This window comes from Streptomyces viridosporus T7A (genome assembly GCF_008704515.1).
In the GTDB taxonomy this organism is placed as follows: Bacteria; Actinomycetota; Actinomycetes; order Streptomycetales; family Streptomycetaceae; genus Streptomyces; species Streptomyces viridosporus.
The window spans coordinates 4,472,545-4,495,569 of record NZ_CP023700.1 but is presented as its reverse complement, the minus strand read 5'-3'; the positions used below and the strand labels follow the sequence as shown (position 1 = coordinate 4,495,569).

The 23,025-nt window shown below is 69.3% G+C and carries 20 protein-coding genes and 1 tRNA gene; 8 read left to right on the top strand and 13 right to left on the bottom strand.

All coding sequences use genetic code 11. The features are described 5' to 3' along the window. Window positions 1–424 precede the first annotated feature (424 nt). The gene (locus CP969_RS20865; protein WP_004985491.1) at window positions 425–760 is read right to left on the bottom strand and encodes a Rieske (2Fe-2S) protein; all 336 of its coding nucleotides are present in this window, start codon (window positions 758–760) and stop codon (window positions 425–427) included. Window positions 761–1,074: 314 nt separating this feature from the next. Here CP969_RS20865 and CP969_RS20855 point away from each other — a divergent pair, with 314 nt between their 5' ends. Continuing rightward, window positions 1,075–2,094 carry a helix-turn-helix domain-containing protein gene (locus tag CP969_RS20855; protein ID WP_167540234.1) on the top strand — a complete coding sequence of 340 codons (1,020 nt, stop codon included), beginning with the start codon at window positions 1,075–1,077 and terminating at the stop codon, window positions 2,092–2,094. Between the two features lie 177 nt (window positions 2,095–2,271). Here CP969_RS20855 and CP969_RS20850 read toward each other — a convergent pair whose 3' ends face one another. The 7 genes from CP969_RS20850 to CP969_RS20820 form a co-directional block, all read right to left on the bottom strand. Further along, the gene (locus tag CP969_RS20850; protein ID WP_026085012.1) at window positions 2,272–3,303 is read right to left on the bottom strand and encodes a helix-turn-helix transcriptional regulator; all 1,032 of its coding nucleotides are present in this window, start codon (window positions 3,301–3,303) and stop codon (window positions 2,272–2,274) included. A 244-nt stretch (window positions 3,304–3,547) separates the two neighbouring features. Then, window positions 3,548–4,651, bottom strand: a complete 1,104-nt coding sequence (locus CP969_RS20845; RefSeq protein ID WP_039831018.1) for a sugar ABC transporter substrate-binding protein — start codon at window positions 4,649–4,651, stop codon at window positions 3,548–3,550. Between the two features lie 274 nt (window positions 4,652–4,925). After that, complete coding sequence (locus CP969_RS20840; RefSeq protein ID WP_004985496.1) at window positions 4,926–5,378, bottom strand: heat shock protein transcriptional repressor HspR; 453 nt, start codon at window positions 5,376–5,378, stop codon at window positions 4,926–4,928. 5 nt (window positions 5,379–5,383) lie between these two features. Then, entirely contained in the window at window positions 5,384–6,559 is a 1,176-nt protein-coding gene (gene dnaJ / locus CP969_RS20835; RefSeq protein ID WP_004985497.1) for a molecular chaperone DnaJ, read from the bottom strand. 36 nt (window positions 6,560–6,595) lie between these two features. Beyond that, entirely contained in the window at window positions 6,596–7,279 is a 684-nt protein-coding gene (gene grpE / locus CP969_RS20830; RefSeq protein WP_004985498.1) for a nucleotide exchange factor GrpE, read from the bottom strand. After that, window positions 7,276–9,120, bottom strand: a complete 1,845-nt coding sequence (dnaK, locus tag CP969_RS20825; RefSeq protein WP_004985499.1) for a molecular chaperone DnaK — start codon at window positions 9,118–9,120, stop codon at window positions 7,276–7,278. The genes grpE and dnaK overlap by 4 nt, the downstream gene beginning before the upstream one ends. A 94-nt stretch (window positions 9,121–9,214) precedes the next feature. After that, window positions 9,215–10,252, bottom strand: a complete 1,038-nt coding sequence (locus CP969_RS20820; protein WP_016825342.1) for an MraY family glycosyltransferase — start codon at window positions 10,250–10,252, stop codon at window positions 9,215–9,217. A gap of 223 nt (window positions 10,253–10,475) precedes the next feature. Here CP969_RS20820 and CP969_RS20815 point away from each other — a divergent pair, with 223 nt between their 5' ends. Both CP969_RS20815 and CP969_RS20810 read left to right on the top strand, forming a co-directional pair. Continuing rightward, on the top strand, window positions 10,476–12,758 hold the full coding sequence (locus CP969_RS20815; RefSeq protein ID WP_016825343.1) for a (Fe-S)-binding protein: 2,283 nt from the start codon (window positions 10,476–10,478) through the stop codon (window positions 12,756–12,758). A 531-nt stretch (window positions 12,759–13,289) separates the two neighbouring features. Further along, window positions 13,290–14,330 carry a Yip1 family protein gene (locus CP969_RS20810; protein ID WP_063744517.1) on the top strand — a complete coding sequence of 347 codons (1,041 nt, stop codon included), beginning with the start codon at window positions 13,290–13,292 and terminating at the stop codon, window positions 14,328–14,330. A 271-nt stretch (window positions 14,331–14,601) separates the two neighbouring features. Here the strand turns inward: CP969_RS20810 and CP969_RS20805 are convergent, their stop codons facing one another. The 3 genes from CP969_RS20805 to dcd form a co-directional block, all read right to left on the bottom strand. After that, on the bottom strand, window positions 14,602–15,015 hold the full coding sequence (locus CP969_RS20805; RefSeq protein ID WP_016825345.1) for a hypothetical protein: 414 nt from the start codon (window positions 15,013–15,015) through the stop codon (window positions 14,602–14,604). Between the two features lie 253 nt (window positions 15,016–15,268). Continuing rightward, a complete protein-coding gene (locus CP969_RS20800; RefSeq protein WP_039831567.1) occupies window positions 15,269–15,787 on the bottom strand; it encodes a phosphoribosyltransferase in 519 nt (172 codons plus the stop codon). A 5-nt stretch (window positions 15,788–15,792) separates the two neighbouring features. Continuing rightward, entirely contained in the window at window positions 15,793–16,368 is a 576-nt protein-coding gene (dcd, locus tag CP969_RS20795; RefSeq protein WP_004985507.1) for a dCTP deaminase, read from the bottom strand. A 528-nt stretch (window positions 16,369–16,896) separates the two neighbouring features. Here dcd and CP969_RS20790 point away from each other — a divergent pair. After that, window positions 16,897–16,970, top strand: a tRNA-Gly gene (locus CP969_RS20790). A gap of 111 nt (window positions 16,971–17,081) precedes the next feature. On the opposite strand, the gene CP969_RS20785 is transcribed toward CP969_RS20790, so the two are convergent. Beyond that, window positions 17,082–17,636, bottom strand: coding sequence for a flavoprotein (locus CP969_RS20785; RefSeq protein ID WP_016825348.1), 555 nt, complete (start codon window positions 17,634–17,636; stop codon window positions 17,082–17,084). After that, entirely contained in the window at window positions 17,633–18,904 is a 1,272-nt protein-coding gene (locus CP969_RS20780; protein WP_026085014.1) for a helix-turn-helix domain-containing protein, read from the bottom strand. Before CP969_RS20780 ends, CP969_RS20785 begins: the two co-directional genes overlap by 4 nt. 184 nt (window positions 18,905–19,088) lie before the next feature. Here CP969_RS20780 and CP969_RS20775 point away from each other — a divergent pair, with 184 nt between their 5' ends. The 4 genes from CP969_RS20775 (at window position 19,089) to CP969_RS20760 (ending at window position 22,789) form a co-directional block, all read left to right on the top strand. After that, window positions 19,089–19,520, top strand: coding sequence for an ATP-binding protein (locus tag CP969_RS20775; protein WP_016825350.1), 432 nt, complete (start codon window positions 19,089–19,091; stop codon window positions 19,518–19,520). Between the two features lie 107 nt (window positions 19,521–19,627). After that, the gene (locus CP969_RS20770; RefSeq protein WP_016825351.1) at window positions 19,628–20,035 is read left to right on the top strand and encodes a hypothetical protein; all 408 of its coding nucleotides are present in this window, start codon (window positions 19,628–19,630) and stop codon (window positions 20,033–20,035) included. A gap of 191 nt (window positions 20,036–20,226) precedes the next feature. After that, on the top strand, window positions 20,227–20,952 hold the full coding sequence (locus CP969_RS20765; RefSeq protein ID WP_016825352.1) for a 5-formyltetrahydrofolate cyclo-ligase: 726 nt from the start codon (window positions 20,227–20,229) through the stop codon (window positions 20,950–20,952). 361 nt (window positions 20,953–21,313) lie between these two features. Beyond that, a complete protein-coding gene (locus CP969_RS20760; protein ID WP_144055260.1) occupies window positions 21,314–22,789 on the top strand; it encodes a P-loop ATPase, Sll1717 family in 1,476 nt (491 codons plus the stop codon). Window positions 22,790–23,025: the final 236 nt, after the last annotated feature.

Sequence of the window (23,025 nt, the reverse complement as noted above, 5' to 3'; positions counted from 1 at the left end):
GGCCTCCGGGGGACTCCGGGGGACTCCGGGTAGCCCAGGGCGACTCCAGGCGGCACCGGAGAGCGACACTCGCCCGCACGGGGGACGAGGGAAGGGGCCCGGAGGGGCCGGAAGGGCCGGAAGGGCCGGAAGGGCCGGAAGGGCCGAAGGGGCCGGAGAGGCCGAAGGGGCCGAAGGGGCCGGAGAGGCCGAAGGGGCCGGAAAGGATCACAGAGGAGCCGAAAGAGGGCCGGGAGCGGCCGAGCGGGCCCCGCGCCGGCCCGCGCCGGCCCGCACCGGCGAACGGCCATTACCGGCCATCACGCGATCAGGCGGATATCCCGAAATGTCCACGCAAACTGCAGCGGCGTCACCGTGTTCAGGTCACGGTGACGCCGCTGCGGGGGGAAGCACCTGAGCGATCTGTTACGACGGGGGAATCGCGTCAGGCACTGCGGGGGGTGGCCGAGATGGTCCGGGGGGCCAGGGAGTCGGACTCCACCTGCCGATGGTCCCGCTGGTCCAGGTTCACAAAGATCATTCCGTATCGGACGGCACACCGCACGGGCTGCGGCGCCCCCCGAGGACGCCGCAGACACCGGAACGCCCGCACGTCTCCGTCCTCGTCCCGCGTGACGACGACCGGCTCACCGAAGACGGTCACCATCAACGAGTCACCGCTGTGGGGGATGGCGGTGACCAGGTCGATGAAGTGCCATCCGGACCGGTAGGCGGTGGCCATCTCGCGGCGGAAGGAGCGGTCGTCGGGAGGTGTGGTCATCACTCAGCCCCAACTACTGTCGTCTGCGCCAAGGGGTGCGACTACACCCCAACTGCTGTCAGCAGGCGCGGACTTGGCGCCCACCACCGGTCCCCAGCTGCTGTCCGCCCGAGCGTCACCCTCCGTGCCGGCCAGGCCGTTCAGCGCTCCGTAGGCCACGACGACAGAGAAGGCGGCGACAAGCACCGAGCGAAGCGTTCTCTTACGCATAGTCGGCTTCGTCCTCACTTGAAGGTCACCTCTTCCCCCGTCAGGTACGACGATGGCTCATTCGGGCACGTCATGGCCACACAATCGGTGCATCATGTTCCTGCATGTTCAGGACCCTGGGGGGTGGAGATTTGACTACGAATCGGAATAATAGGACACATCCCCATGCGGTGACCGAACTGTGCGAGGTCGGCGGACGCCTGTACGCCGACGCCCTGCGCGCCGGCCGCATCGCCCGCGCGGACGTGGAGCCCGCTCCCTGCCTCATGGACCTCGCCCTCCTGCACCCCGACCCGGACGATCCCACCTGGCTGCGGCCGGTCTCCCCGGCGGTCGCCCTGGCCCAGCGGCTCAACCCCCTGGAACGGGAGATCACCGAGCGCCGACGGATGTCGATCGAACTGGCCGACGCATTCGAGCCTTTCATGGCGCTCAGCGCCCAGGCGACGGTGACCACCCACTCGATCACGGTGCTGGAGGGCTTCGACCGGATCAACGCCGCCCTGGACCTGGCCACCTCGCAGTGCCGGTCCGAGATGCTCACGGTCCAGCCGGGCGGCCGCCGACTGGAGCACACCCTCGCCCAGGCCCTGGAACGCGACCAGCAGATGACCGACCGGGGGGTGCGCATCCGCACCCTCTACCAGCACACCGCCCGGCACAGCCCCGAAACGCTGGCGTACGTGGCCCGGTTCGACACCGGGAAGGTGGAGTACCGCACCATCGACGAGCTCGTGGAGCGCCTCATCATCTGCGACGAGACCGTGGCCTTCATCCCCACCCGCGACGACCGGCAGGTCGCCCTGGAACTGCGCCACCCGGGCCTCGTCCGCTACCTGATCAAGGTCTTCGAGTTCATGTGGACCCGCGCGGTCCCCCTGAGCGCGGGCGCCCCGTACGAACCGGCCCCGGACGGCCTGACGGACATCCAGCACTCCATCGCCAAGCTGCTCGTGGAGGGCCACGTGGACGAGGCCATAGCCCGGCGCCTGGGCATGAACGTCCGCACCTGCCGCGCCCACATAGCCAAACTCGCGTCGGCCCTCGGCAGCGGCAGCCGCGCCCAACTGGGGTACCTCATCGCCCAGTCGGGGATCCTCGACCAGGAGGAGACGGTCACGTGACGCCGGTGCCGCACCCCGGGCACGACGCGGGAGGGCTCCGCTCCCCCGGTGCGGCCCGGTACGGGCGGACCCCGCGGGAGGGCCGGGAGGTGGCCCGGTAGGCGGCCAGGGAGGCGCGGACGGCTCCCCGCCTCGTCGGCGCCGGAGTCCCGGCCTGCCGCGTCCGACCGGGGCATCTCACCGGGCGGTCCGGGACCCCCGCGCGGGAGCCGTGCGGGAGGAACGGGGCGGGCCGTCCAGGCCGGCCTGGGCGATGCGGACGCCGAGCTGGGTACGGCTGGCCGCGCCCAGCGTCTCCGACAGGCGGGCGATGTGGGCGCGGCAGGTGCGGACGCTGATGCCGAGGCGTTCCGCGATCACCGCGTCCTGGTGGCCCTCGGCCAGCAGCGCCGCGATGGACTGCTCCCGGTGCGAGATGCCCTCGATGCCGGTGTCGGGCAGCGGGGCGGTCAGCGGGATGGCCAGCCGCCACAGGCGCTCGAAGACCGTGCCCAGGTACTCCACCAGCGCCGGGTGCCGCAGCTCCAGCGCCATCGTGCGCTCGGCGTTGGCGGGGATGAAGGCGACCGTGCGGTCGAACAGGATCAGCCGCTCGATCACCTCGTCCAGGGTGCGCGCCTCCACCGCGTCGCCCATCAGCTCCAGGTAGGTGAGCAGCCCCTGCCCGTGCCGGGCCACGTGCGTGTACAGGTCCCGCATCCGCACCCCGCGGCCGCGCAGCGCCGTCGCCCGGTGCAGCCCCTCCGACAGCTCCGCCTCCCGCCGGATGCCGCCGGGCTGGACGGTGAGCACCTCGGTGGTGCAAGCCTGCGTCGCCTCGTCCATCGCCGCCTGGATCCGCGCCAGCCCGTCCAGCACCCGGATCGCCGGGCCCTCCGTCGCCGAGGGGGCCGGGGACACCTGGTGGCCGAGGCCGGCGTACCACTCGAAGGCGGCGACGGCCGAGCCGACCCGGCGCTGGCTCGCGCTGACCTCGTCGTACATCCCGCGCAGCAGCCGGGTCATGACCTCCTGCGGGGAGGTCGGGACCAGCCAGTCCATGTCGTCGGGGTCCGGGTGCAGCAGGGCCAGGTCCATCAGGCAGGGCACCGGCTCCGCGTCCCGGCGCGGCACGCGTCCGCGCCGTACGGCCCGGGAATACACGCGATCCCCGGCCTCGCACAGTCGGTCAGCACCGTGTGGATGCTCGTCCGTCCCGTGCCCGGCCATCGCCCGTCCCACCCCCGGTCCGCCACTTTCCGCAGCGCAACTATGCGCGGCCGGAACCGGCTCCGCAACACGGGTCCTCGCGGCGCGGCCACCGGAAACCACCGCTATGCCCGGCTATTTCCGCACCCCGGGTCGTGCCGGCGCGACGAACCGGCGGGGCGTGGCCGAATATTGACGCCGTGCCGCACCGCCGACCGGGAGGCGGCGGTGCGGAAACCCGCGGGCGGGAGGACGGCCGCGCGGGCTACTTCAGACCGATCTCGTCGCACGCCGCCTTGTACTTCGCGGTGCAGATGTCCGACACCTCGTAGATCCCGTCGGCGACGACGGTGTCCCGGATGTTCTCCTGGGTCAGCGCGACCACGGGCACGAGCTGCGCCGGGATGTCCTTGTCCGTGGGGCTGTCCACCCGGTCGCGGGTCAGCGCGTCGAACTTGATGTCCCGGCCCTGGACCTTCGCCACGGCCATCTCCGCGGCGCTCTCGGCCTCCTCCGGGTAGGACTTGTACACGCTCATGTACTGCTCGCCGGCGATGATCCGCTGCACCGCCGCCAGTTCCGCGTCCTGGCCGGTGATCGGGGGCAGGTCGGTGACGCCGGCGGCCTTGAGCGCCGCGACGATGCCGCCCGCCATGCCGTCGTTGGCGGAGTAGACCGCGGCGATGTTCGACGCGCCGATCGCGTTGATCGCCTCGGTCATGTTGGCCTGGGCGTTCTCCGGCTTCCAGTCCTTGGTGTCGTAGGACTTGGCGATCGTCACCTTGCCCCTGAGCTCGGACAGCGCGCCCGCCTTGAACTGCTTGGCGTTCGGGTCGGTCGACGAGCCGTTCATCATCACGATCTTGTCGGTGACGTCGAGGCCGCCGGAGGACTCCAGCAGGGAACGTCCCTGGACCTCGCCGACCAGCCCGTTGTCGAAGGAGATGTACGCGTCGATCGGCCCCTCGGCCAGCCGGTCGTAGGCGATGACCGGGATACCCGCTTCCTTGGCCTTCTTCACACCGCCCGCGATGGCGTGCGCGTCGACCGCGTCCAGCACGATGACGTCGACCTTCTTGTCGATCATCCCCTGCAGCTGGCTCTCCTGCTTGCCCGCGTCCGCGTCCGCGTTGGCGTACTCGACCTTGCCCCGGTTGTCGGTGAGGGACTCCACCTTCTTCTTGAAGATGGGGTAGTCGAACGTCTCGTACCGGGTGTTGGCCTTCTCCGGGAGCAGCAGCCCGACGGTGATGTCGTTCCCCTTGGTCGGGCTGGCGTCCTCGCTGCTCCCTGTCGCGTCGAGCACGCCGCAGCCGGCGAGCATGACGGACATCGAGGTGACGGCCACAGGTATGGCGATACGACGCATGCGGGGGCTCACTTCAGGTGCGTTCCGGACGTGGGCACAACTTTGTGTCCCATGTGACTGAAAAGCCAACGCTTTAGCCACCATCGGAGTCAAGAGTGATCACTTAACGAGATGGACACAACACGGTGAGCCGCACTCGTGAGGGACCCGCGACCGACCTGGGGAGATCCGCCGAACCCGCACACAGGGGTCCATCACCGGCGGGTGCGCGCACGACGAGGGGCCCGGAGGTCCACCGGAACCCCCGGGCCCCTGCCCGTCCTTCGTCTCCGCGTCAGTCCGGCTGCTGCTGCCGCTTCGGCCGCCACACCACCAGCGCGCTGGTCTGCTGGACCTCCTGGTACGGCACCAGGTCGCGGCGGTACGAGGCGTGCACCGCTGCCTCGCGCTGACGCATCGTCGCCGCCGCCCCGTCGAGGGCGTCCTCCAGTTCGGCCACCCGGGCCTGGAGGGCGGCGACCTGGTTCTCCAGTTCGATGATGCGCTTGATTCCGGCCAGGTTGATGCCCTCGTCCTGCGACAACTGCTGCACCTGGCGGAGCAGTTCGATGTCACGGGCCGAGTAGCGACGGCCCCGGCCGGCGGTGCGGTCCGGCGACACGAGCCCCAGGCGGTCGTACTGGCGCAGCGTCTGCGGGTGCAGGCCGGAGAGCTGGGCCGCCACCGAAATGACGTAGACCGGGGTGTCGTGGGTCAGTTCGTACGGATTGCGTCGACGGCCGTCCATCAGTCTCAAGCTCCCTTCGCGGCCTGGAACAGCTCCGCCCGCGGGTCCTCGCCCGCGGTCGCCTCGCGATACGCCTCCAGTGCGTCACGAGCCTTCCCCGACAGGTCCTTGGGAACACTCACCTCCACGGTGACCAGCAGATCACCGCGGGTGCCGTCCTTGCGGACCGCGCCCTTGCCCCGCGCCCGCATGGTGCGGCCGTTGGGCGTGCCCGGCGGCAGCTTCAGCGTGACCGGGGGACCGCCGAGCGTCGGGACCCGGACCTCGCCGCCGAGGGCCGCCTCGGGATACGTGACCGGGACGGTGACGGTGAGGTTGTCGCCCTTGCGGCCGAACACCGGGTGGGTGCCGACGTGCACGACGACGTACAGGTCGCCCGCCGGGCCGCCCCGCTCGCCCGGGGCGCCCTTGCCGCGCAGCCGGATCCGCTGGCCGTCGCTGACGCCCGCGGGGATGCGCACCTGCATGGTCCTGGAGGACTTGGCCCGCCCGCTGCCCTTGCAGACGTCGCAGGGGCTCTCCGCGATCAGACCGCGGCCCTTGCAGTCGGGGCAGGGGTCGGTGAGCGAGAAGCCCCCGCCGGAGCCCCGCGCCACCTGCCCGGTGCCGACGCAGGTCGGGCACACGCGCGGTGTGCCGTTCTTGTCGCCGGTGCCGGAGCAGGCCTTGCAGGGCGCCTGCGAGGACATCCGCAGCGGAACGGTCGCACCCTCGATCGCCTCGGTGAAGCTGAGGGTGACCTCGGACTCGATGTCCTGGCCGCGCCGGGGCTGGGTACGCGTGGTGCCCGTGCCGCCGCGGTTGAACAGGCCCCCGAAGACGTCACCGAGGCCGCCGCCGAAGCCGCCGCCCGCCTGGCCCCCGGCCTGACCCCCGAAGAGGTCGCCCAGGTCGAAGTTGAAGGAGCCGCCGCCCGCGCCCGGCCCCGGGCGGAAGCCGCCGTTGCCGAAGAGGGCGCGGGCCTCGTCGTACTCCTTGCGCTTCTTGGGGTCGCCGAGGACGTCGTTCGCCTCGGAGATCTCCTTGAACCGCTCCTCCGCCTTGGCGTTCCCCTTGTTGGCGTCCGGGTGGTACTCGCGGGCGAGCTTCCGGTACGCCTTCTTGATCTCGGCCTCGGTGGCGTCCTTGGGGACGCCGAGGACCTTGTAGTAGTCCTTCTCGATGAAGTCCTTGGTGCTCATCCCCGACGTCCCTCCTTCCCTGCGTCAGCTATTACGTCAGCCCTCCTCCGGGCCACCGTTCTCCTTGTTCTCCGCGGCGTCCGCCGCCTCGGTGCCCTCCTCGGCCGGCTTGACCGTCTGCGCACCGGGCTGCGGTTCGGCCACGGCCACCCGCGCGGGGCGGATGGTGCGCTCGCCGATGCGATACCCCGGCTGCAGAATCGCCACGCACGTCGTCTCGGTGACGTCCGGGGCGTAGGAGTGCATCAGGGCCTCGTGGATCGTCGGGTCGAAGGGCTCGCCCTCCTTGCCGAACTGCTGCAGGCCCATCTTCGCCACGGTCGTCTCCAGCGACTCGGCGACGGACTTGAACCCGCCGACCAGCTCGCCGTGCTCCCGCGCGCGGCCGATGTCGTCGAGCACGGGCAGGAGTTCGGTCAGGAGGTTCGCGACGGCGATCTCCTTGACCGCGACCCGGTCCCGCTCGACGCGGCGGCGGTAGTTCTGGTACTCGGCCTGGAGGCGCTGGAGGTCCGCGGTGCGCTCGCTCAGTGCGGAGCGCGCCTGGTCCAGCTGGGCCACCAGGGCGGCGTTCCGGTCCGCGTCCGCGTCCGGGGCCGTCCCCTCCTCCGGGGAGGGGGTGGGGGCGGCCTTCGGCTCGGCTTCGTCGGAGGAAGCGCCGGAGGGGACGTCGGGCTGCTGCGGCTGCTGCTCGTCGAAGCCCGGGGTCTCCTCGGTCACGCCGCACCGTCCTTCCGGTCCTCGTCCACGATCTCGGCATCGACCACATCGTCGTCCGCCCTGGCCTCACCGGCGCCGGCGGAGGCGCCGCCGGCCGCCTGGGCGCCCTGGGCGTCGGCGTACATGGCCTGGCCCAGCTTCTGGGAGACGGCCGCGACCTTCTCCGTGGCGGTGCGGATCTCGGCGGGGTCGTCGCCCTTGAGCTTCTCCTTCAGCTCGGCGACGGCGGCCTCGACCTCGGTCTTGATCTCGCCGGGGACCTTGTCCGCGTTGTCGCCGAGGAACTTCTCGGTCTGGTAGACGAGCTGCTCGCCCTGGTTGCGGGACTCGGCGGCCTCGCGGCGCTTGTGGTCCTCCTCCGCGTAGCGCTCGGCCTCCTCGCGCATGCGGTCGACCTCTTCCTTCGGGAGCGAGGAGCCGCCGGTGACGGTCATCTTCTGCTCCTTGCCGGTGCCGAGGTCCTTCGCCGTGACGTGCATGATGCCGTTGGCGTCGATGTCGAAGGAGACCTCGATCTGCGGGACGCCGCGCGGCGCCGGCGGCAGACCGGTCAGCTCGAACATGCCGAGCTTCTTGTTGTACGCGGCGATCTCGCGCTCGCCCTGGTAGACCTGGATCTGCACCGACGGCTGGTTGTCCTCGGCCGTGGTGAAGATCTCCGAGCGCTTCGTCGGGATGGTGGTGTTGCGCTCGATCAGCTTGGTCATGATGCCGCCCTTGGTCTCGATGCCGAGGGACAGCGGGGTGACGTCGAGCAGCAGGACGTCCTTGACCTCGCCCTTGAGCACACCGGCCTGGAGCGCGGCGCCGATGGAGACGACCTCGTCCGGGTTCACACCCTTGTTGGCCTCCTTGCCGCCGGTCAGCTCCTTGACGAGCTCGGCGACGGCGGGCATGCGGGTGGAACCGCCGACCAGGACGATGTGGTCGATCTCGCTGACGGAGATGCCGGCGTCCTTGATGACGTTGTTGAACGGCGTCTTGCAGCGCTCGAGCAGGTCCGCGGTCAGCTGCTGGAACTGGGCACGGGTCAGCTTCTCGTCGAGGTGCAGCGGCCCCTCGGCGGAGGCGGTGATGTAGGGCAGGTTGATCGAGGTCTCGGTGGACGAGGACAGCTCGATCTTCGCCTTCTCGGCGGCCTCGCGCAGACGCTGCAGCGCCATCTTGTCCTTGGCCAGGTCCACGCCGTGCCCGGCCTGGAACTGCTTGACCAGGTAGTCGACGACGCGCTGGTCCCAGTCGTCACCACCGAGGTTGTTGTCGCCGTTGGTGGCCTTCACCTCGACGACGCCGTCGCCGATCTCCAGCAGGGAGACGTCGAAGGTACCGCCACCGAGGTCGAAGACGAGGATGACCTGCTCGTCCTTGTCGAGGCCGTAGGCCAGCGCGGCGGCCGTCGGCTCGTTGACGATGCGCAGCACGTTCAGACCGGCGATCTCGCCGGCCTCCTTGGTGGCCTGGCGCTCGGCGTCGTTGAAGTACGCGGGGACGGTGATGACCGCGTCGGTCACCTTCTCACCCAGGTACGCCTCGGCGTCCCGCTTCAGCTTCTGCAGCACGAAGGCGCTGATCTGCTGCGGGTTGAAGTCCTTGCCGTCGAGGTTGATCTTCCAGTCGGTGCCCATGTGGCGCTTGACCGACCGGATGGTCCTGTCGACGTTGGTCACGGCCTGGCGCTTGGCCACCTCACCGACCAGCACCTCGCCGTTCTTGGCGAAGGCGACGACGGACGGCGTGGTCCTGGCGCCCTCGGCGTTGGTGATGACGGTGGGCTCGCCGCCCTCCAGAACGCTGACGACGGAGTTAGTCGTGCCCAGGTCGATGCCGACCGCACGTGCCATTTCGATTCCTCCAGCTGACTTGAGTGGAACTGACTCAAGTGTGCCCGAACATCCGGCAGGGGGTCAACAGAACTGAGTCGAGCAGACTCAACTCTTATCTATTCTCTACACGCAACCGCTGGCTGACCTGCACGGACGCGGTCGAAGATCGTTGACGGGGCGGTAAAACAGGGGTGACGGAAACCCGCGCCAGCGCCAGCACGACCACCACGGCCACCGCCGCCGCCCACAGCACCACGCCCCCGGATGCCCACCCGGTGTGCGCGCACACCCCGGCGACCACCCCGCCCAGCGCCCCGGTGCCCAGCAGGACGGTCACCGCGCGCGGGGCGACTCCGAGCCTACGCAGCCGGTGCCCGAGGTGGTCCGGCCCCCCGCACGCCAGGGGCCGCCGGGCCGGCCACCGCGCGAGGACCACGAGCGCGACGTCGGCGCACGCCACGGCGGTCAGCGCGAACAACACCCCGGCGCTCGCGCCCATTCCGTGCCCGGCCCGTACGAACACCACCGCCGAGGCGAGCACGAACCCCGTGAACAGCGAGCCGCAGGCACCGAGACCGGCCCGCGCGGGATGCCGGTTGTGGACGAGGAACCCGGCCAGCGCGGCGGCCAGCACGCTCAGCAGCACCATGATCCCGTCCATCAGCTCGGCCGCCGCGCAGACCGCCGCCCCGAAGGCGGTCACCACCCCCACCGTGCCGGCCAGCCCGTCCGCGTGGTCGAGCCCCCGGAAGGCGGCGGTGAGACCCGCGACCCACCCCACGGCGAGCAGCCCGCCCGGCACCCCGGTCTCCTCGAACGGCACCACCACCGCCGCCGCCGCGGTCGTACCGGCGAGCGGGACCCACCACTTCAGCCGCCACACGTCCACGGCCAGCCCGAGCGCGCCGACACAGGCCCCGGCGACCAGCAGCGTCCCGATCCCGGCGCCGAGCGGCGCGACGCCCGTGGCGTCCCCGGCGGCCGCGACCAGGACGGTGGCCGACGCGACGGCCGCTCCCCCGGACAGCGGTACCGCCCGCCGACGCCTGCGGTCCAGGAGGCCGAGGCGCAGGGCGGGGGGCCGGAGCAGCTCCGTGAGCAGGGCGGCGAGGAGCAGGGCAGTGGTGGCGGCAGCGATCCCGTAGAGCACGGATATAAGTTAGGGGCGTATGTACCGATTGAGCGTGAATAACACGATCGGATCCGGGGCGCCACCTCAGGCAACCCTCAGCGACTCAGATCACCCCGCGCCCGGCTACAGTGCGGCCGAGGATAGGGGTACTCTCGAACGGACTGCATAAGTTACCGCTTAGTAATTTCGGGGAGTCCTACGGGAGCCCCGACGAAACCCCTCGCAGGCCCGAGGAGCCCCCATGCAACTCGCCGCGATCATCGTGTCGCTGGTCCTGACCGTGGTCGGCGTTGCGCTGCTCGCACGCGCGATCGGCCAGTTCGTCCGGTACTTCAAGCTGGGCCAGCCGGTCCCGGCCGGTACCCGGACCGACAACCCCTACCAGCGCAGTGTGACCCTGGTGAAGGAGTTCCTCGGCCACACCCGCATGAACCGGTGGGGCATCGTCGGCATCGCCCACTGGTTCGTGGCCGTCGGCTTCCTGACGCTGCCGCCGACCCTCGCCCAGGCCTTCGGACAGCTCTTCCAGGCCGACTGGACGCTGCCGGTGATCGGCGGCTTCCTGCCGTTCGAGATGTACATCGAGTTCATCGGCGTGATGACGGTGATCGGCATCGCCGTGCTCATCGCGATCCGGCTGCTCAACCTGCCCTCCCGCCCCGGGCGCAAGTCCCGCTTCGCGGGCTCCAAGTCCGGCGAGGCGTACTTCGTCGAGGCCGTCATCCTCACCATCGGCCTCGCCATCTACGTGCTGCGCGGCCTGGAGGGCGCCCTGCACCACGTGGACGGCTACCAGGCGTCGTACTTCGCCTCGTACCCCCTGGTCCTCGCCTTCGACGGGCTGAGCACCACCACGCTGCAGAACCTGGTCTACCTGTTCGCGATGATCAAGATCAGCACCTCGTTCATCTGGATGATCGTGGTCTCGCTGAGGACCAACATGGGCGTGGCCTGGCACCGCTTCCTGGCCTTCCCGAACATCTGGTTCAAGCGCGAGGCGGACGGCGGCACCGCCCTCGGCGCCCTGCAGCCCATGACCTCGGGCGGCAAGCCGATCGACTTCACCGACCCCGGTGACGACGACGTCTTCGGCGTCTCCCAGGTCGAGCAGTTCTCCTGGAAGGGCCTGCTGGACTTCTCCACCTGCACCGAGTGCGGCCGCTGCCAGTCGCAGTGCCCCGCCTGGAACACCGGCAAGCCGCTCTCCCCGAAGCTGCTGATCATGAGCCTGCGCGACCACGCGCACGCCAAGGCCCCCTACCTGCTGGCCGGCGGCGGCAAGACCATGGAGGGCGAGGAGAAGGCGTCCGAGGAGCAGCTCAAGGACGTCCCCGCCGCCGCTCTCGCCGAGGCCGAGCGCCCGCTGATCGGCACCCTCGAGGAGAACGGCGTCATCGACCCGGACGTCCTGTGGTCCTGCACCACCTGCGGCGCCTGCGTCGAGCAGTGCCCGGTGGACATCGAGCACGTCGACCACATCGTCGACATGCGCCGCTACCAGGTCATGATCGAGTCGGCGTTCCCGTCCGAGGCGGGCACGATGCTCAAGAACCTGGAGAAGAAGGGCAACCCCTGGGGCCTGGCGAAGAAGCAGCGCCTGGAGTGGCTCAAGGAGGTCGACTTCGAGGTCCCGGTCGTCGGCAAGGACATCGAGGACCTGTCCGAGGTCGAGTACCTGTACTGGGTCGGCTGCGCCGGCGCCCTGGAGGACCGCGCCAAGAAGACCACCAAGGCCTTCGCCGAGCTGCTGCACATCGCGGGCGTCAAGTTCGCGATCATGGGCGGCGACGAGAAGTGCACCGGCGACTCCGCCCGCCGCCTCGGCAACGAGCCCCTGTTCCAGGAGCTCGGCATGGAGAACGTCATGGCGCTGAACGCCGCGTTCGGCGAGGAGATGGACGACGACGGCAAGGTCACCGAGGAGTCGCGCAAGCCGAAGTCGGCGAAGAAGATCGTCGCCACCTGCCCGCACTGCCTCAACACGCTCGGCAACGAGTACCCGCAGCTCGGCGGCGACTACGAGGTCATCCACCACACCCAGCTGCTCCAGCACCTCGTCGACGAGGGCAAGCTGATCCCGGTCACCCCGGTCGAGGGCATCATCACCTACCACGACCCGTGCTACCTGGGCCGCCACAACAAGATCTACACGCCGCCGCGCGAGATCATCGGCAAGGTCCCGGGCCTGCGCAACGAGGAGATGCACCGCCACAAGGAGCGCGGCTTCTGCTGCGGCGCCGGCGGCGCCCGGATGTGGATGGAGGAGCGGATCGGCAAGCGCATCAACGAAGAGCGCGTCGACGAGGCCCTCGCCCTCAACCCGGACATCGTCTCCACCGCCTGCCCGTTCTGCCTGGTCATGCTGACCGACTCGGTCAACGGCAAGAAGAACGACGGCAAGGCCAAGGAGTCCATCCAGGTCGTCGACGTGGCCCAGCTGCTGCTGGAGTCCGTCAAGACGCCGGCCGACCCGGCGGGCGAGGCGGAGAGCGAGAGCGCCCCGGAGCCCGAGCCGGTGAAGTAACCGCCCCGGCCCCTCACGGCACCCTCCCAGCGCCCCGTCCCGGCCCCGGCCGGTGACGGGGCGCCGTCGTTCGCGGGGGCCGTCGTTCGCGGGGGCCGTCGTTCGCGGGGGCTGGGGTCTGCGGGTGCCGCGATCCGCGGCCCTGTGGTCCGCGGCCGCTGCGGTCACCGCGGGCCGGCCCGCGGGGGAACCGGCGAGCGGGCAGGGCCCTGCCCGCCCGGCAGCCGCCACGTCCGGACGTGCGCCGCCCGGTGCGCCGTCCAGTCCTCGTCCGACTCGTCGTCCGGCCCTCATCCGACCCGTCGTCCGCCCCGTCGTCCGACGCGCGGGAGACCGTGCCCCGCAGGACCGCGCCCGGCGGCCCGTACGCCCCGTCTGCCCCGTCTCCCCCGTCACCGGATGCCCCGGACGGCCGAACCGTCCCGGACCCGAACGGCACCGGCCCCGACCTCCTCCGTCCGCCCTGCGGAGGACCCGGGCCGTCGGCCCCCTCCGCAGGACGGACGGCCGCGGCCACCCACCCCTTAGGGGATGTCACAGCTCGGCCGCAATGCCGGATCCGAAGCCCGGGGCCCGGCACGCGGCCCTCCAGGACCAGGTACGTTCAACAACGTGGCTGGATTCAGGATCGGACGCGGCCGGGACAACAACGGCGCTCCTCACGCGCGACCGCAACACCCCCCGTACGGACAGCAGATGCCGCCGGGGCCGTCGTACGGCTCCCCGCACGCGGCGCCTCAGCCGTACCCGCCCCAGCAGCCGCCCCACGGCAGAGGCGGCCACGGGGGCGGCAGCCCCTGGCCGCAGGCGAACCGCGGCCCGGGCGGACCCGGCGGCCACGGAGGCCACTACGGCCCCGGGACCGGCGGCCACGGCGAGCCCGAGTACTTCGGCGACGGCGGCGCGTACCCTCCCGGCGCCCACGCCCCGCACGACCCGTACGCGGCCAACAACCCGGGCCACACCCAGGCCTTCCGGGTCAACGAAGACCCCTACCTCCAGGGCGAGCCCCTCCCCGCCGCCCCGGTCGGCCCCCGCCTGGGCTGGAAGGACCTGCTGAAGGGCATCGTCACCGCGCCCGACCGCACCTTCCTCCAGATGCGCGACTACACGATGTGGGGCCCCGCCCTCGTCGTCACCTTCCTCTACGGCCTGCTCGCGGTCTTCGGCTTCGACGGCGCCCGCGAGGAGGCGATCAGCGCCACCCTCACCAACCTCATACCGATCGTCCTGATGACGGCCGTGGCCATGGTGATCAGCTTCCTCATCCTGGGCGCGGTCACCCACACCCTGGCCCGCCAGCTCGGCGGCAACGGGGCCTGGCAGCCCACGGTCGCCCTGTCCATGCTGATCGCGTCCCTCACGGACGCCCCCCGGCTGATCCTCGCGATGTTCGCGAGCGGCGACGCCACCTTCGTCCAGATCGTCGGCTGGGCCACCTGGGTCGCGGGCGGCGCGCTCCTGACCATGATGGTCGGCCGCTCCCACGACCTGCCCTGGCCGAAGGCGCTGGGCGCGTCCGCGATCCAGCTCCTCGCCCTGCTGTCCCTCGTGAAGCTGGGCACGCTCTGACCGAGCCGCGCACGGACGCCCCCACGCGGACAGGGCCGGTGGCCCTGAGCCGATCACCGCATGGAGCGGCCTGCGGTCAGGGCGATGCCTCCAGCGGGGGAACGGCCGGCACCGGGACGGCGGGGGCCCGTCGCCGACCGCGGGCCCGTAGGGGCGTGCGTGGGGGTGCTCCCGTCCCGTCCGCCGCCGACCCGGGCGGAGGCCGAGCAGACGCGGCCCTCGGCGCCCAGGCCGTTCGTACACCGGCGCGTACGAGCTGCTCGGCGCAGCTTCAGTAGGTCCTGCGGCGCAGGCTCCGCACGAAGAGCGGCACCGACAGCAGGAGCAGGGCTCCTTCGACGGCCAGGCTGGCCAGCCCGAGCGGTTCCGTCCAGTTGCCGATGTCGTCGCTGTAGTAGGGCAACCCCGGCCCCCTGGAGAGGACGTAGCCCAGCACAGGGCCGGCGGCGACCCCGATCGCCAGCAGCCATCCGAGCCGGACGGGGCCGGTGAGGAGCAGCACGGCGGCGACCACTGCCGCGATCTCCAGGACGTGGTAGGCGACGCCGATGTAGTAGGGGTCCCTCGTCACCGTGATGCCGCCCTGGTCCACGACGTGGACGGCGGCCACCGCGAGGCACAGCAGGGCTCCCGCCCACCTGGCCGGCCAGGCAGCCCCCGGCACCGTCGCGGCGTGGTGTTGCATGCGGAGGCACCTTCGCATTTCCTCAGCGGCGCGCGCCTGCCGCGCCGCGACCCCATCCGCGCGGTCGGCTCCTCCTGACCAGGCTGCGCGCCGCGCTTCCGTCAGGTCCCAGCCTCGGTGGACGGCTGCCCGCCGTCGCCCCCGACGGGGCAGACGAGTGACACGGACGAGGGACCGACGGGAACGGCGCCCCACGGCCGGCGGCGCCGACCCTCACGGGGTCACCGTGCGGTGCCGACCGCGGGCGAGCCCGCTACAGAGCCTCTTTGTTCGGCCTGCTCTCTTCCCCCGACCCGTGCACCGGAGGCAGGACGCTCCACGGGAAGTTGATCCACGCATCGGTCCGCTTCCAGACGTACTCGCACTTCACCAGCGACTGCGTCTTCTCGTAGACGACGGCGCTGCGCACCTCGGCGACGGCGTCGAGGCAGAAGTCGCGCACCAGCTTGAGCGTCTTGCCGGTGTCGGCGACGTCGTCCGCGATCAGCACCTTCTTGTCGGTGAAGTCGATGGCGTTGGGCACGGGCGCGAGCATGACCGGCATCTCGAGCGTGGTCCCCACCCCCGTGTAGAACTCGACGTTCACCAGGTGGATGTTCTTGCAGTCGAGCGCGTAGGCGAGCCCGCCGGCGACGAAGACGCCGCCGCGCGCGATGCTCAGCACTATGTCCGGCCGGTACCCGTCGTCGGCGATGGCCTGCGCGAGCTCGCGCACCGCCACCCCGAACTGCTCGTAGCTCAGGTTCTCCCGCACGTCGCCGCCCGCACTCACGCCGCTCACACCTGCGTCCGGTGGAAGTTGAGGTAGGCCCGCGAGGCGGTGGGCCCGCGCTGCCCCTGGTACCGGGACCCGTACCGCTCACTGCCGTACGGGGCCTCGGCGGGCGAGCTGAGCCGGAACATGCACAGCTGGCCGATCTTCATGCCGGGCCACAGCTTGATCGGCAGGGTCGCGAGGTTGCTGAGCTCGAGGGTCACGTGCCCGGAGAACCCGGGGTCGATGAACCCGGCGGTGGAGTGGGTGACGAGTCCGAGCCGCCCCAGCGAGCTCTTCCCCTCCAACCGGGAGGCGAGGTCGTCGGGCAGCGTGATGACCTCGAACGTGCTGGCCAGCACGAACTCCCCGGGATGCAGGATGAACGGTTCGTCCCCCTCGGGCTCCACGAGCCGGGTCAGCTCCGGCTGCTCGACGGAGGGGTCGATGTGGGGGTACCGGTGATTCTCGAACACCCGGAAGAAGCGGTCGAGACGCACGTCGATGCTGGACGGCTGCACCATGGAATCGTCGAAGGGATCGATGCGCACCCGCCCGGCGTCGATCTCGGCCCGGAGGTCCTTGTCTGAGAGAAGCACGTCCCGAGAATACGCAAGGCGCGCGGACCGGCGACAATCGCCGTCCCGCGCGCCCACGCCCTCAGTCTCTCCCGGTCTCCCGTGCCCCTCGCGTTACCGCTTCTGGAGGGCCACCGGCACGACACTGCGAAGCCGCGCACAGCGCGGACACCTCAGAAGCCGACCGGGGCCGAGTCGCTCGGCCTGCTGCATCGGGAACGAGGCGGCGGTGAACACGTGCCCATCGGCACAGCGGACGACGGTGCGCTCCATCAAGTCCCAGAGTCCTTCCCCAAGAGCCGCGTCTGGCTTGCTGCCCTGACGACAAAAGCCACATTACGGGATCAAAGGAACGGCTCTCCAGGCGGCACTCCGCACCCGCCCGACCCCTCTTCCGCACCCCCACCGTACGCCCCAACTTCTGCCCCCCGCAGCCGCTTCCATCCCTGAAATGCCATCAGGCCCCCGGGCTTGGACACCGGGGGCCTGGCATGAGGTAGAGTGAGCGAGCGTCCGGACACCGATCGCATCGGGGTCACGGAGAGTTACGCGGGTGTAGTTTAATGGTAGAACATCAGCTTCCCAAGCTGAGAGCGCGAGTTCGATTCTCGTCACCCGCTCCACGAACAAGGCCCAGGTCAGAGACCTGGGCCTTGTTGTTGTGGGCGGTGATCACTCGTCGCGTGCCAGAAGCGCACCGGATGCGCACCACCTCATCACTCGTCGGGGCCGCGTCATGCCCGCCGACCGAGCCGGGGCTCCAGGAGGTCCAGGGCCTCCTCCCACCGGAAGCGGTCCGCCCCGCCGCCGGCCTTCGGCCTGTGGGGCTCGTAGGTGCCGATCATGACGTTCATCTCACGCAGCACCTCCAGACTCCGTGCGTAGGCGGGGTGGGCCGCCTGGGCGGCGTTCAGATAGGGCAGAACGGCAGTGGGCACACCCATGCCGTACGCCTCGCACAGGATGCCCAGAGCCAGGGTGTCGGAGATGCCCGCGGCCCACTTGTTGATCGTGTTGAAGCTGGCGGGGGCGACGGCGATGGCGTCGGCGGGCGGCAGGGGGCGGGCCTCGCCCGGTGCGCGCCAGGCGGATCGGACCGGATGGCCGGTCTGCTCCTGGACGGCCGCGACGTCCAGGAAGGTGAGCCCCTGCGGGGTGGCGACGACGCCGACGCCCCAGTCACGTTGCAGCGCGGCGGTGATCAGCCTGCCGACGTCGGCGGCGACACCGCACGCGCAGACGACGACGTACAGGAAGGGCTTCTTCACCGTGGCTGTCGGATCGGTCACGCGGGTACTCCCAGTCGGCGGCTGAACTCGTGCAGTCCGGGCAGACTACGGCGACGGTCGCGAGCCATCATGTCCGCGACCAGCTCGCGGACGGCGGGACGGCGGACGTCCTGCGCGGCGCACGTCTCGGCGATCCGCAGGGCCCGGTAACCGTCGGCCAGGCGTCCCTGCCGGCTGTGTGCCCGGGCCACCTCCAGCCACAGCGCGGCCCGGCGCTCCGGGACGGGAATGCGACGGCGCATGAGCGGGTGGGCCGCTTTGAGCGCCAGGCCGGCGTCGCCGAGCGCCACCAGTGCGCTGACCTCGTGCAGGGCCACGTTGGTGGAATCGAAGTTGGCCCAGGCGTCGGGCCGGTCGAGGGAGACGTACCGTGCCACCTCCTTCGCCTCGGAGAGGAAGTCCTCCGTGGCGGCACGGTCGCCCCCACCGCTGGCCGCGGTCACGCCTCTCAGAAGCAGCAGTCCGAGAGCGGCGAGGTACTCCGGGGAGCGACGGTCGTAGGAACCGGTGAGTTGGTCGGCGGTGTGACGCACGAGCGCGACGGCCTGGGCGGTGTGCTTCTCACGGGTCAGGACGTGGGTCTGTACGCGGACACTCGAGGCGAGGATCAGCGGGTCGCCGGAGCGCTCGGCCTCGGCCATGGCACGACCGGCGGCGAGCCAGGCGGTCCCTTGATCGTGTTGCTTGAGCAGCAGACTGGTAGCGGTCTGGTACGCCGTGGCGAGCAGGGGCGAGAAGGCATCCGTGGCTCTCGCACTCCCTGTGGCCTGCCGGAGGTCGGCGATCAGGCCGGGGAGCGTGCGTTCCAGTGCCGTGTAGTCACAGGTGTGGAAGAGCCTGCGGGCCACGCCGAGCCGGTCACGCAGAACAGCCGGGTCAAGCGGCGCGTTGGCAACTGCCGGAGGCCGCCCGGGAAGGAGCGCTCGGACGAGTTCAGCACGGACGGTGACCGAGTCGGCGGGAGGCACGAAAGCCGCGGCGCCTGCGGCAAGGAACGTACGACGGTGCATGTCCTCTGCTCCGGGATCAGTGGCGGGGACGTCAGGCGTGGCCGCAAGTCCAAACTGCTCGGGAGGAATGCCGAGTTCTCGTGCAACAGTCCGGAGAACGCGAACGTCCTCCGCGCCACGGCCACTCTCCAGGCGGCTCATCTTGGACTGGTGATAACCGAGCGCGGCAGCGACGTCTCCCTGCGAGCGCCGTTGCAACACCCGTGCTCGGCGGATCACTTCACCGATCCGCCTTGCCTCGTCGCATGCTTCGGCCATCTGCCACGGCCCCTTCCGCCGCTGCCGATCCTGCCTGCCCAACGGAGCTCGAGCCAGACCGGTGTCGCCTCGATGCAGCTTCTGCATACCCCATGCGGCGACGGCACTCGCCCCGAACGGGGACACCGGCCGACTGGTTCCTTGGAGCGACACCACCGACGCCGCTCACGCAAGGAAGGGCTCCATGGCATCGCACCAGCTCGCTCTATCGCTCCCGGCCACCACCGACGCGGTCTCCGCCGCGCGGCACCGGGCCGTGGACGGGATACGGCGCTGGAACGCGGAACTGGACGATGAGGTGGAGCACGCCGCGACCTTGGTGATCAGCGAACTGCTGACGAACGCGGTGCAGCACGCCGGTGCCGGTCGACTCCTTCTGACCGCCCGGCTCACCGGCACCGTCCTACGCATCGAGGTCTGCGACTCCAGCCCGCTGCTCCCCCGGCCCGGCCTACCGGACGACGACAGCGAGACCGGACGTGGCCTGCTCCTCGTCTCCGCCCTCGCCGACCGGCACGGTACCGAGCCGACCCTCACCGGCAAGCGGTGCTGGGCCGAGATCCCGCTGTTCACCTCGCCGGAGACGAAAACCTCTGCTCCGCTGGTGGGGAGCTGACTGTGCCGTCCACATCACCTCGTACGTCGCGAACGCTTGCGGTACGCGCCGCACATCCCGATGGACCGCCCGTCGACACTCATCCAGCAGAGGTCTCAGGGCTGCCCGTGGCGTCGAGCAATGCCGCTACCGGTACCGGCAAGACCCGACGGGGCTACTGGTGCGAGTGCTGGACCACAGCCACCGGAGGCGAAACGGAGCGGCCGGTACTCCTGGCCTCCTTCGACGCCTACTCGGCGGCCCAGGCCGACCGATGGGTCGCGGTCACCCTCCGCACGATCTCACCGGCACTCGACGCCGACGCTTCGGATGAGGCATGGACGTGGCTGTACGAGGACCGCTTGGAAACGCGCCGATCCCTGCTGCAAGGCGAGCCCTGCACCATGACGATCACCCACGCCAACACCCGCATCACCTGGACGATACGCCCCGTGGTCTTCCTGCCGCTCGCACACCGAAAGGACATTGAGCTTCCGGCCTGCGCGCACGACTTCAAGCCCCGCACCACGGTCTAAAACTGACGATCACCGTTGACACCTGGGTCTCCGATCACTACGGGGATCCACATGCCGAAGTCCCCTCCCGCCACTCCGCCGCTTGACCGTGAGGCCAAGCGACGCCTGGCGACAAGAACCCCTCGTCGCGGAGGTCCACGACAGACTGCTCGGCCTGATGACGGCAGCGTAGGAGAGAGAAGGAGATACCGGTGGCAGCCGACTCCCTGGACCGCGCCAAGCAGGCGGTACGCACGCAGGTGTGGGACGCCCTGACTGCCGCGGACGCCGTCCACGACCCCTCCGTCCACGGCCGCATCCCCCACTTCAAGGGCGCCGAACAAGCCGCGGCCCGACTCGCGACACTCCCGGCCTGGCAGCGTGCGAGCGTCGTCAAAGCCGTACCTGACAAGGCTCAACTCCCGGTCTGGGCACGGGCCCTGGAGGAGGGCAAAACCGTCTACATGGCGGTGCCGAGGTTGGCCACCCCCAAGCCCTTCTACCTCCTCGACCCGGCCTCCCTCACCGTCCCACCCGCCGAGGCCGCAGCCAGCCGCACCGCTGCCGCCATCGCCCCCACCGTCGAGGTCGATGCCCTACGACCGCTGGACCTGATCATCCTCGGCAGCGTCGCCGTCAACCGCGACGGCGCCCGCATCGGCAAGGGCGCCGGCTACTCCGACATCGAGTTCGCCCTGCTCACCGAGGCCGGTCTGGTGACATCGGAGACCATCGTCGTCACCACCGTCCACGCCCTCCAGGTGACCGACACCCCGATCCCCACCACTGAGCACGACGTCAGCGTCGACCTGATCGTGACCCCCGACGAGACCCTCACCTGCCCGAACCCCCACCGCCCCTCAGGGATCGACTGGCCGGCCCTCACGGCAGAGAAGATCGCTGCCATCCCTGCGCTCGCGGCTCGACAGGGCGCCTGACGACCTGGGCGGAAAGTGCCCGATACCTGTGCCACAACACCCCATCCACCGACTGAGTTACAACCTTCCTCACGGGTTCAAGGCGGCTCGCTCCGCTCACCGCGCGCGGCCCAGCCGGCGGCCGGGCCTGCGCTCCTGCCTCTGTCCCGCTCCAACCCGGCCGCCGCCCGTGCCGCGCACACAGCAATCAGTCGTTCGCCACGAGAGAAAAGGTACGTCGCGGCCAGGGCGGCCAGTTCCATGGCTTCTCACCCCAGACAGAAGGCCGTCGACGCTGAAGCAAATGCGCCGAAGATGATGCGCCAGACTCGCACCAGTGGAAGACTGTCTCCAGCGTCAACAACCTTGGGGGGAAGCTGATATGAGTGTTGACATCACCCGCCTGTACTTCGGCAAAGCGGCGGCTGAATCTGAGGCCCCTGCGAACCCAGAGCGTTTCTTGAGGACATATCTCGACAGATGGAATCTCTCCGAGGAGATCGAGGAGCATGAGAAGTTCCTCATCCTGGGACCAAAGGGCTCGGGCAAAAGCGCCGCAGCATACTACATTAAATACGACTGGGAACGTCGATTCGGCAAAGAGTCGGTCTTTTTTCAGCTCGTCGACTTCGATGAACTGAACCGCACACAGAGCCCACTCCCTTCAATCGACAAGAAATTGGTCTCAGATGAAGTCTCAACCCTAACCGATGCCGCCTGGAAGCTATTTATCGGAATCCGACTCCTGGATTCTTTGATCAGCGATAATTCATGTTCACTTAGCCGCGATCCTCAGGTCGTTAAATTCATTGCCGATCTGCGCGCTGCGGGCCTAGCATCCGATGACTACCCCCAGGTCCTCAGAAGAGTCCGGGAAAGGAAAGGCGGAGTCAAGGTCCCAGTTGCCTATCTCGACGTCACATCGAGAGAAACTGATCTTGCCAGTCCGGGACAACTCGGCGACGCAATCATCAATTTGATCTCGCGGGCCAAGACACCGAATAGGCACCTCCTAGCTGTCGATGGCCTAGATAAGGCAATCGGTGAAAATGATGCCTACTGGCGCACCTTGGCAGCACTGATCCGCGTAGGGGAAAAGATCTCACGAAAGTTGCTGACCGCAGGGAATCGCAACGTATACCTGATGGTGATGTGCAGGAGCGATGTATTTAGGCGCGTAGATTTTGCCGATGCCCCCAAAATTGCGGCCGATAGCGGAATTAATATGGAATGGGGTGCCGAACTTCAAGATTTTCGCAATGTCCTCCTATGGGAATACCTTGCACGTAAGGCCGAGATTGAGACGGAGCAGTTGTTTGACCTCCTGCCTGCATTCGTAGAAGTCGCGAGTGGCCAGAGGCGAATCTCAACCGCTCGATACATTCTCGACTTCACCCGGTACACCCCGCGCGATATGACCGAACTCTTCAAGAGTATCAGATCGAGAGCCAACACATATCGACCTCTAACCGGCGAACAGGTGCGCGCTGGAGCTGATAATTTTGCCCAGAACCATCTTCTGCACGAAATAAAGTCGGAATCGTTTGGCCTCCTTCCCCCTGACGCCACTAAGAGACTAGAGCAGGTATTGGCTGCTCTACCATCGAGGATTTTTGACAAGGCGTCGCTCGAACAAGCGATGGGGGAGGCGAAAATTTCCGACATCATCTCTCTGGGTGATTTCGGGGAGTACCTTTTCCTACAGGGGGCCATCGGAAATTACCGGTCAAATAGTGGATATGTTCAGTTCTATCACAGGAGGAATACTGCGGCCTTCGATCGCCGTGGACCCTGGATTCTTCACACAGGGCTCACCTATGCGTTGAACATTCCGTTCGCTGAGCAACCGCCCAGATGAAGGCTTATGCACCGTCGTTGCGGGGTCGGCCATCGTGGCTTGCTCCGGTCGACAGCACAAGCCAGCACCGTGGCTGAGGCCGGTGGGGGTGCAGCGAGGCACACGCGCGCCTGATCGGCCGGCGCACCCGCCGTCGTGGCTGACTGTCGTCGGCTGAGGTTCGTGCCACAACCGTGCCAGATGCAGGGGTCAGCCACGGTCAACGCCGGTGCCTCGCGGTCGAGTAGCCGCCCGCT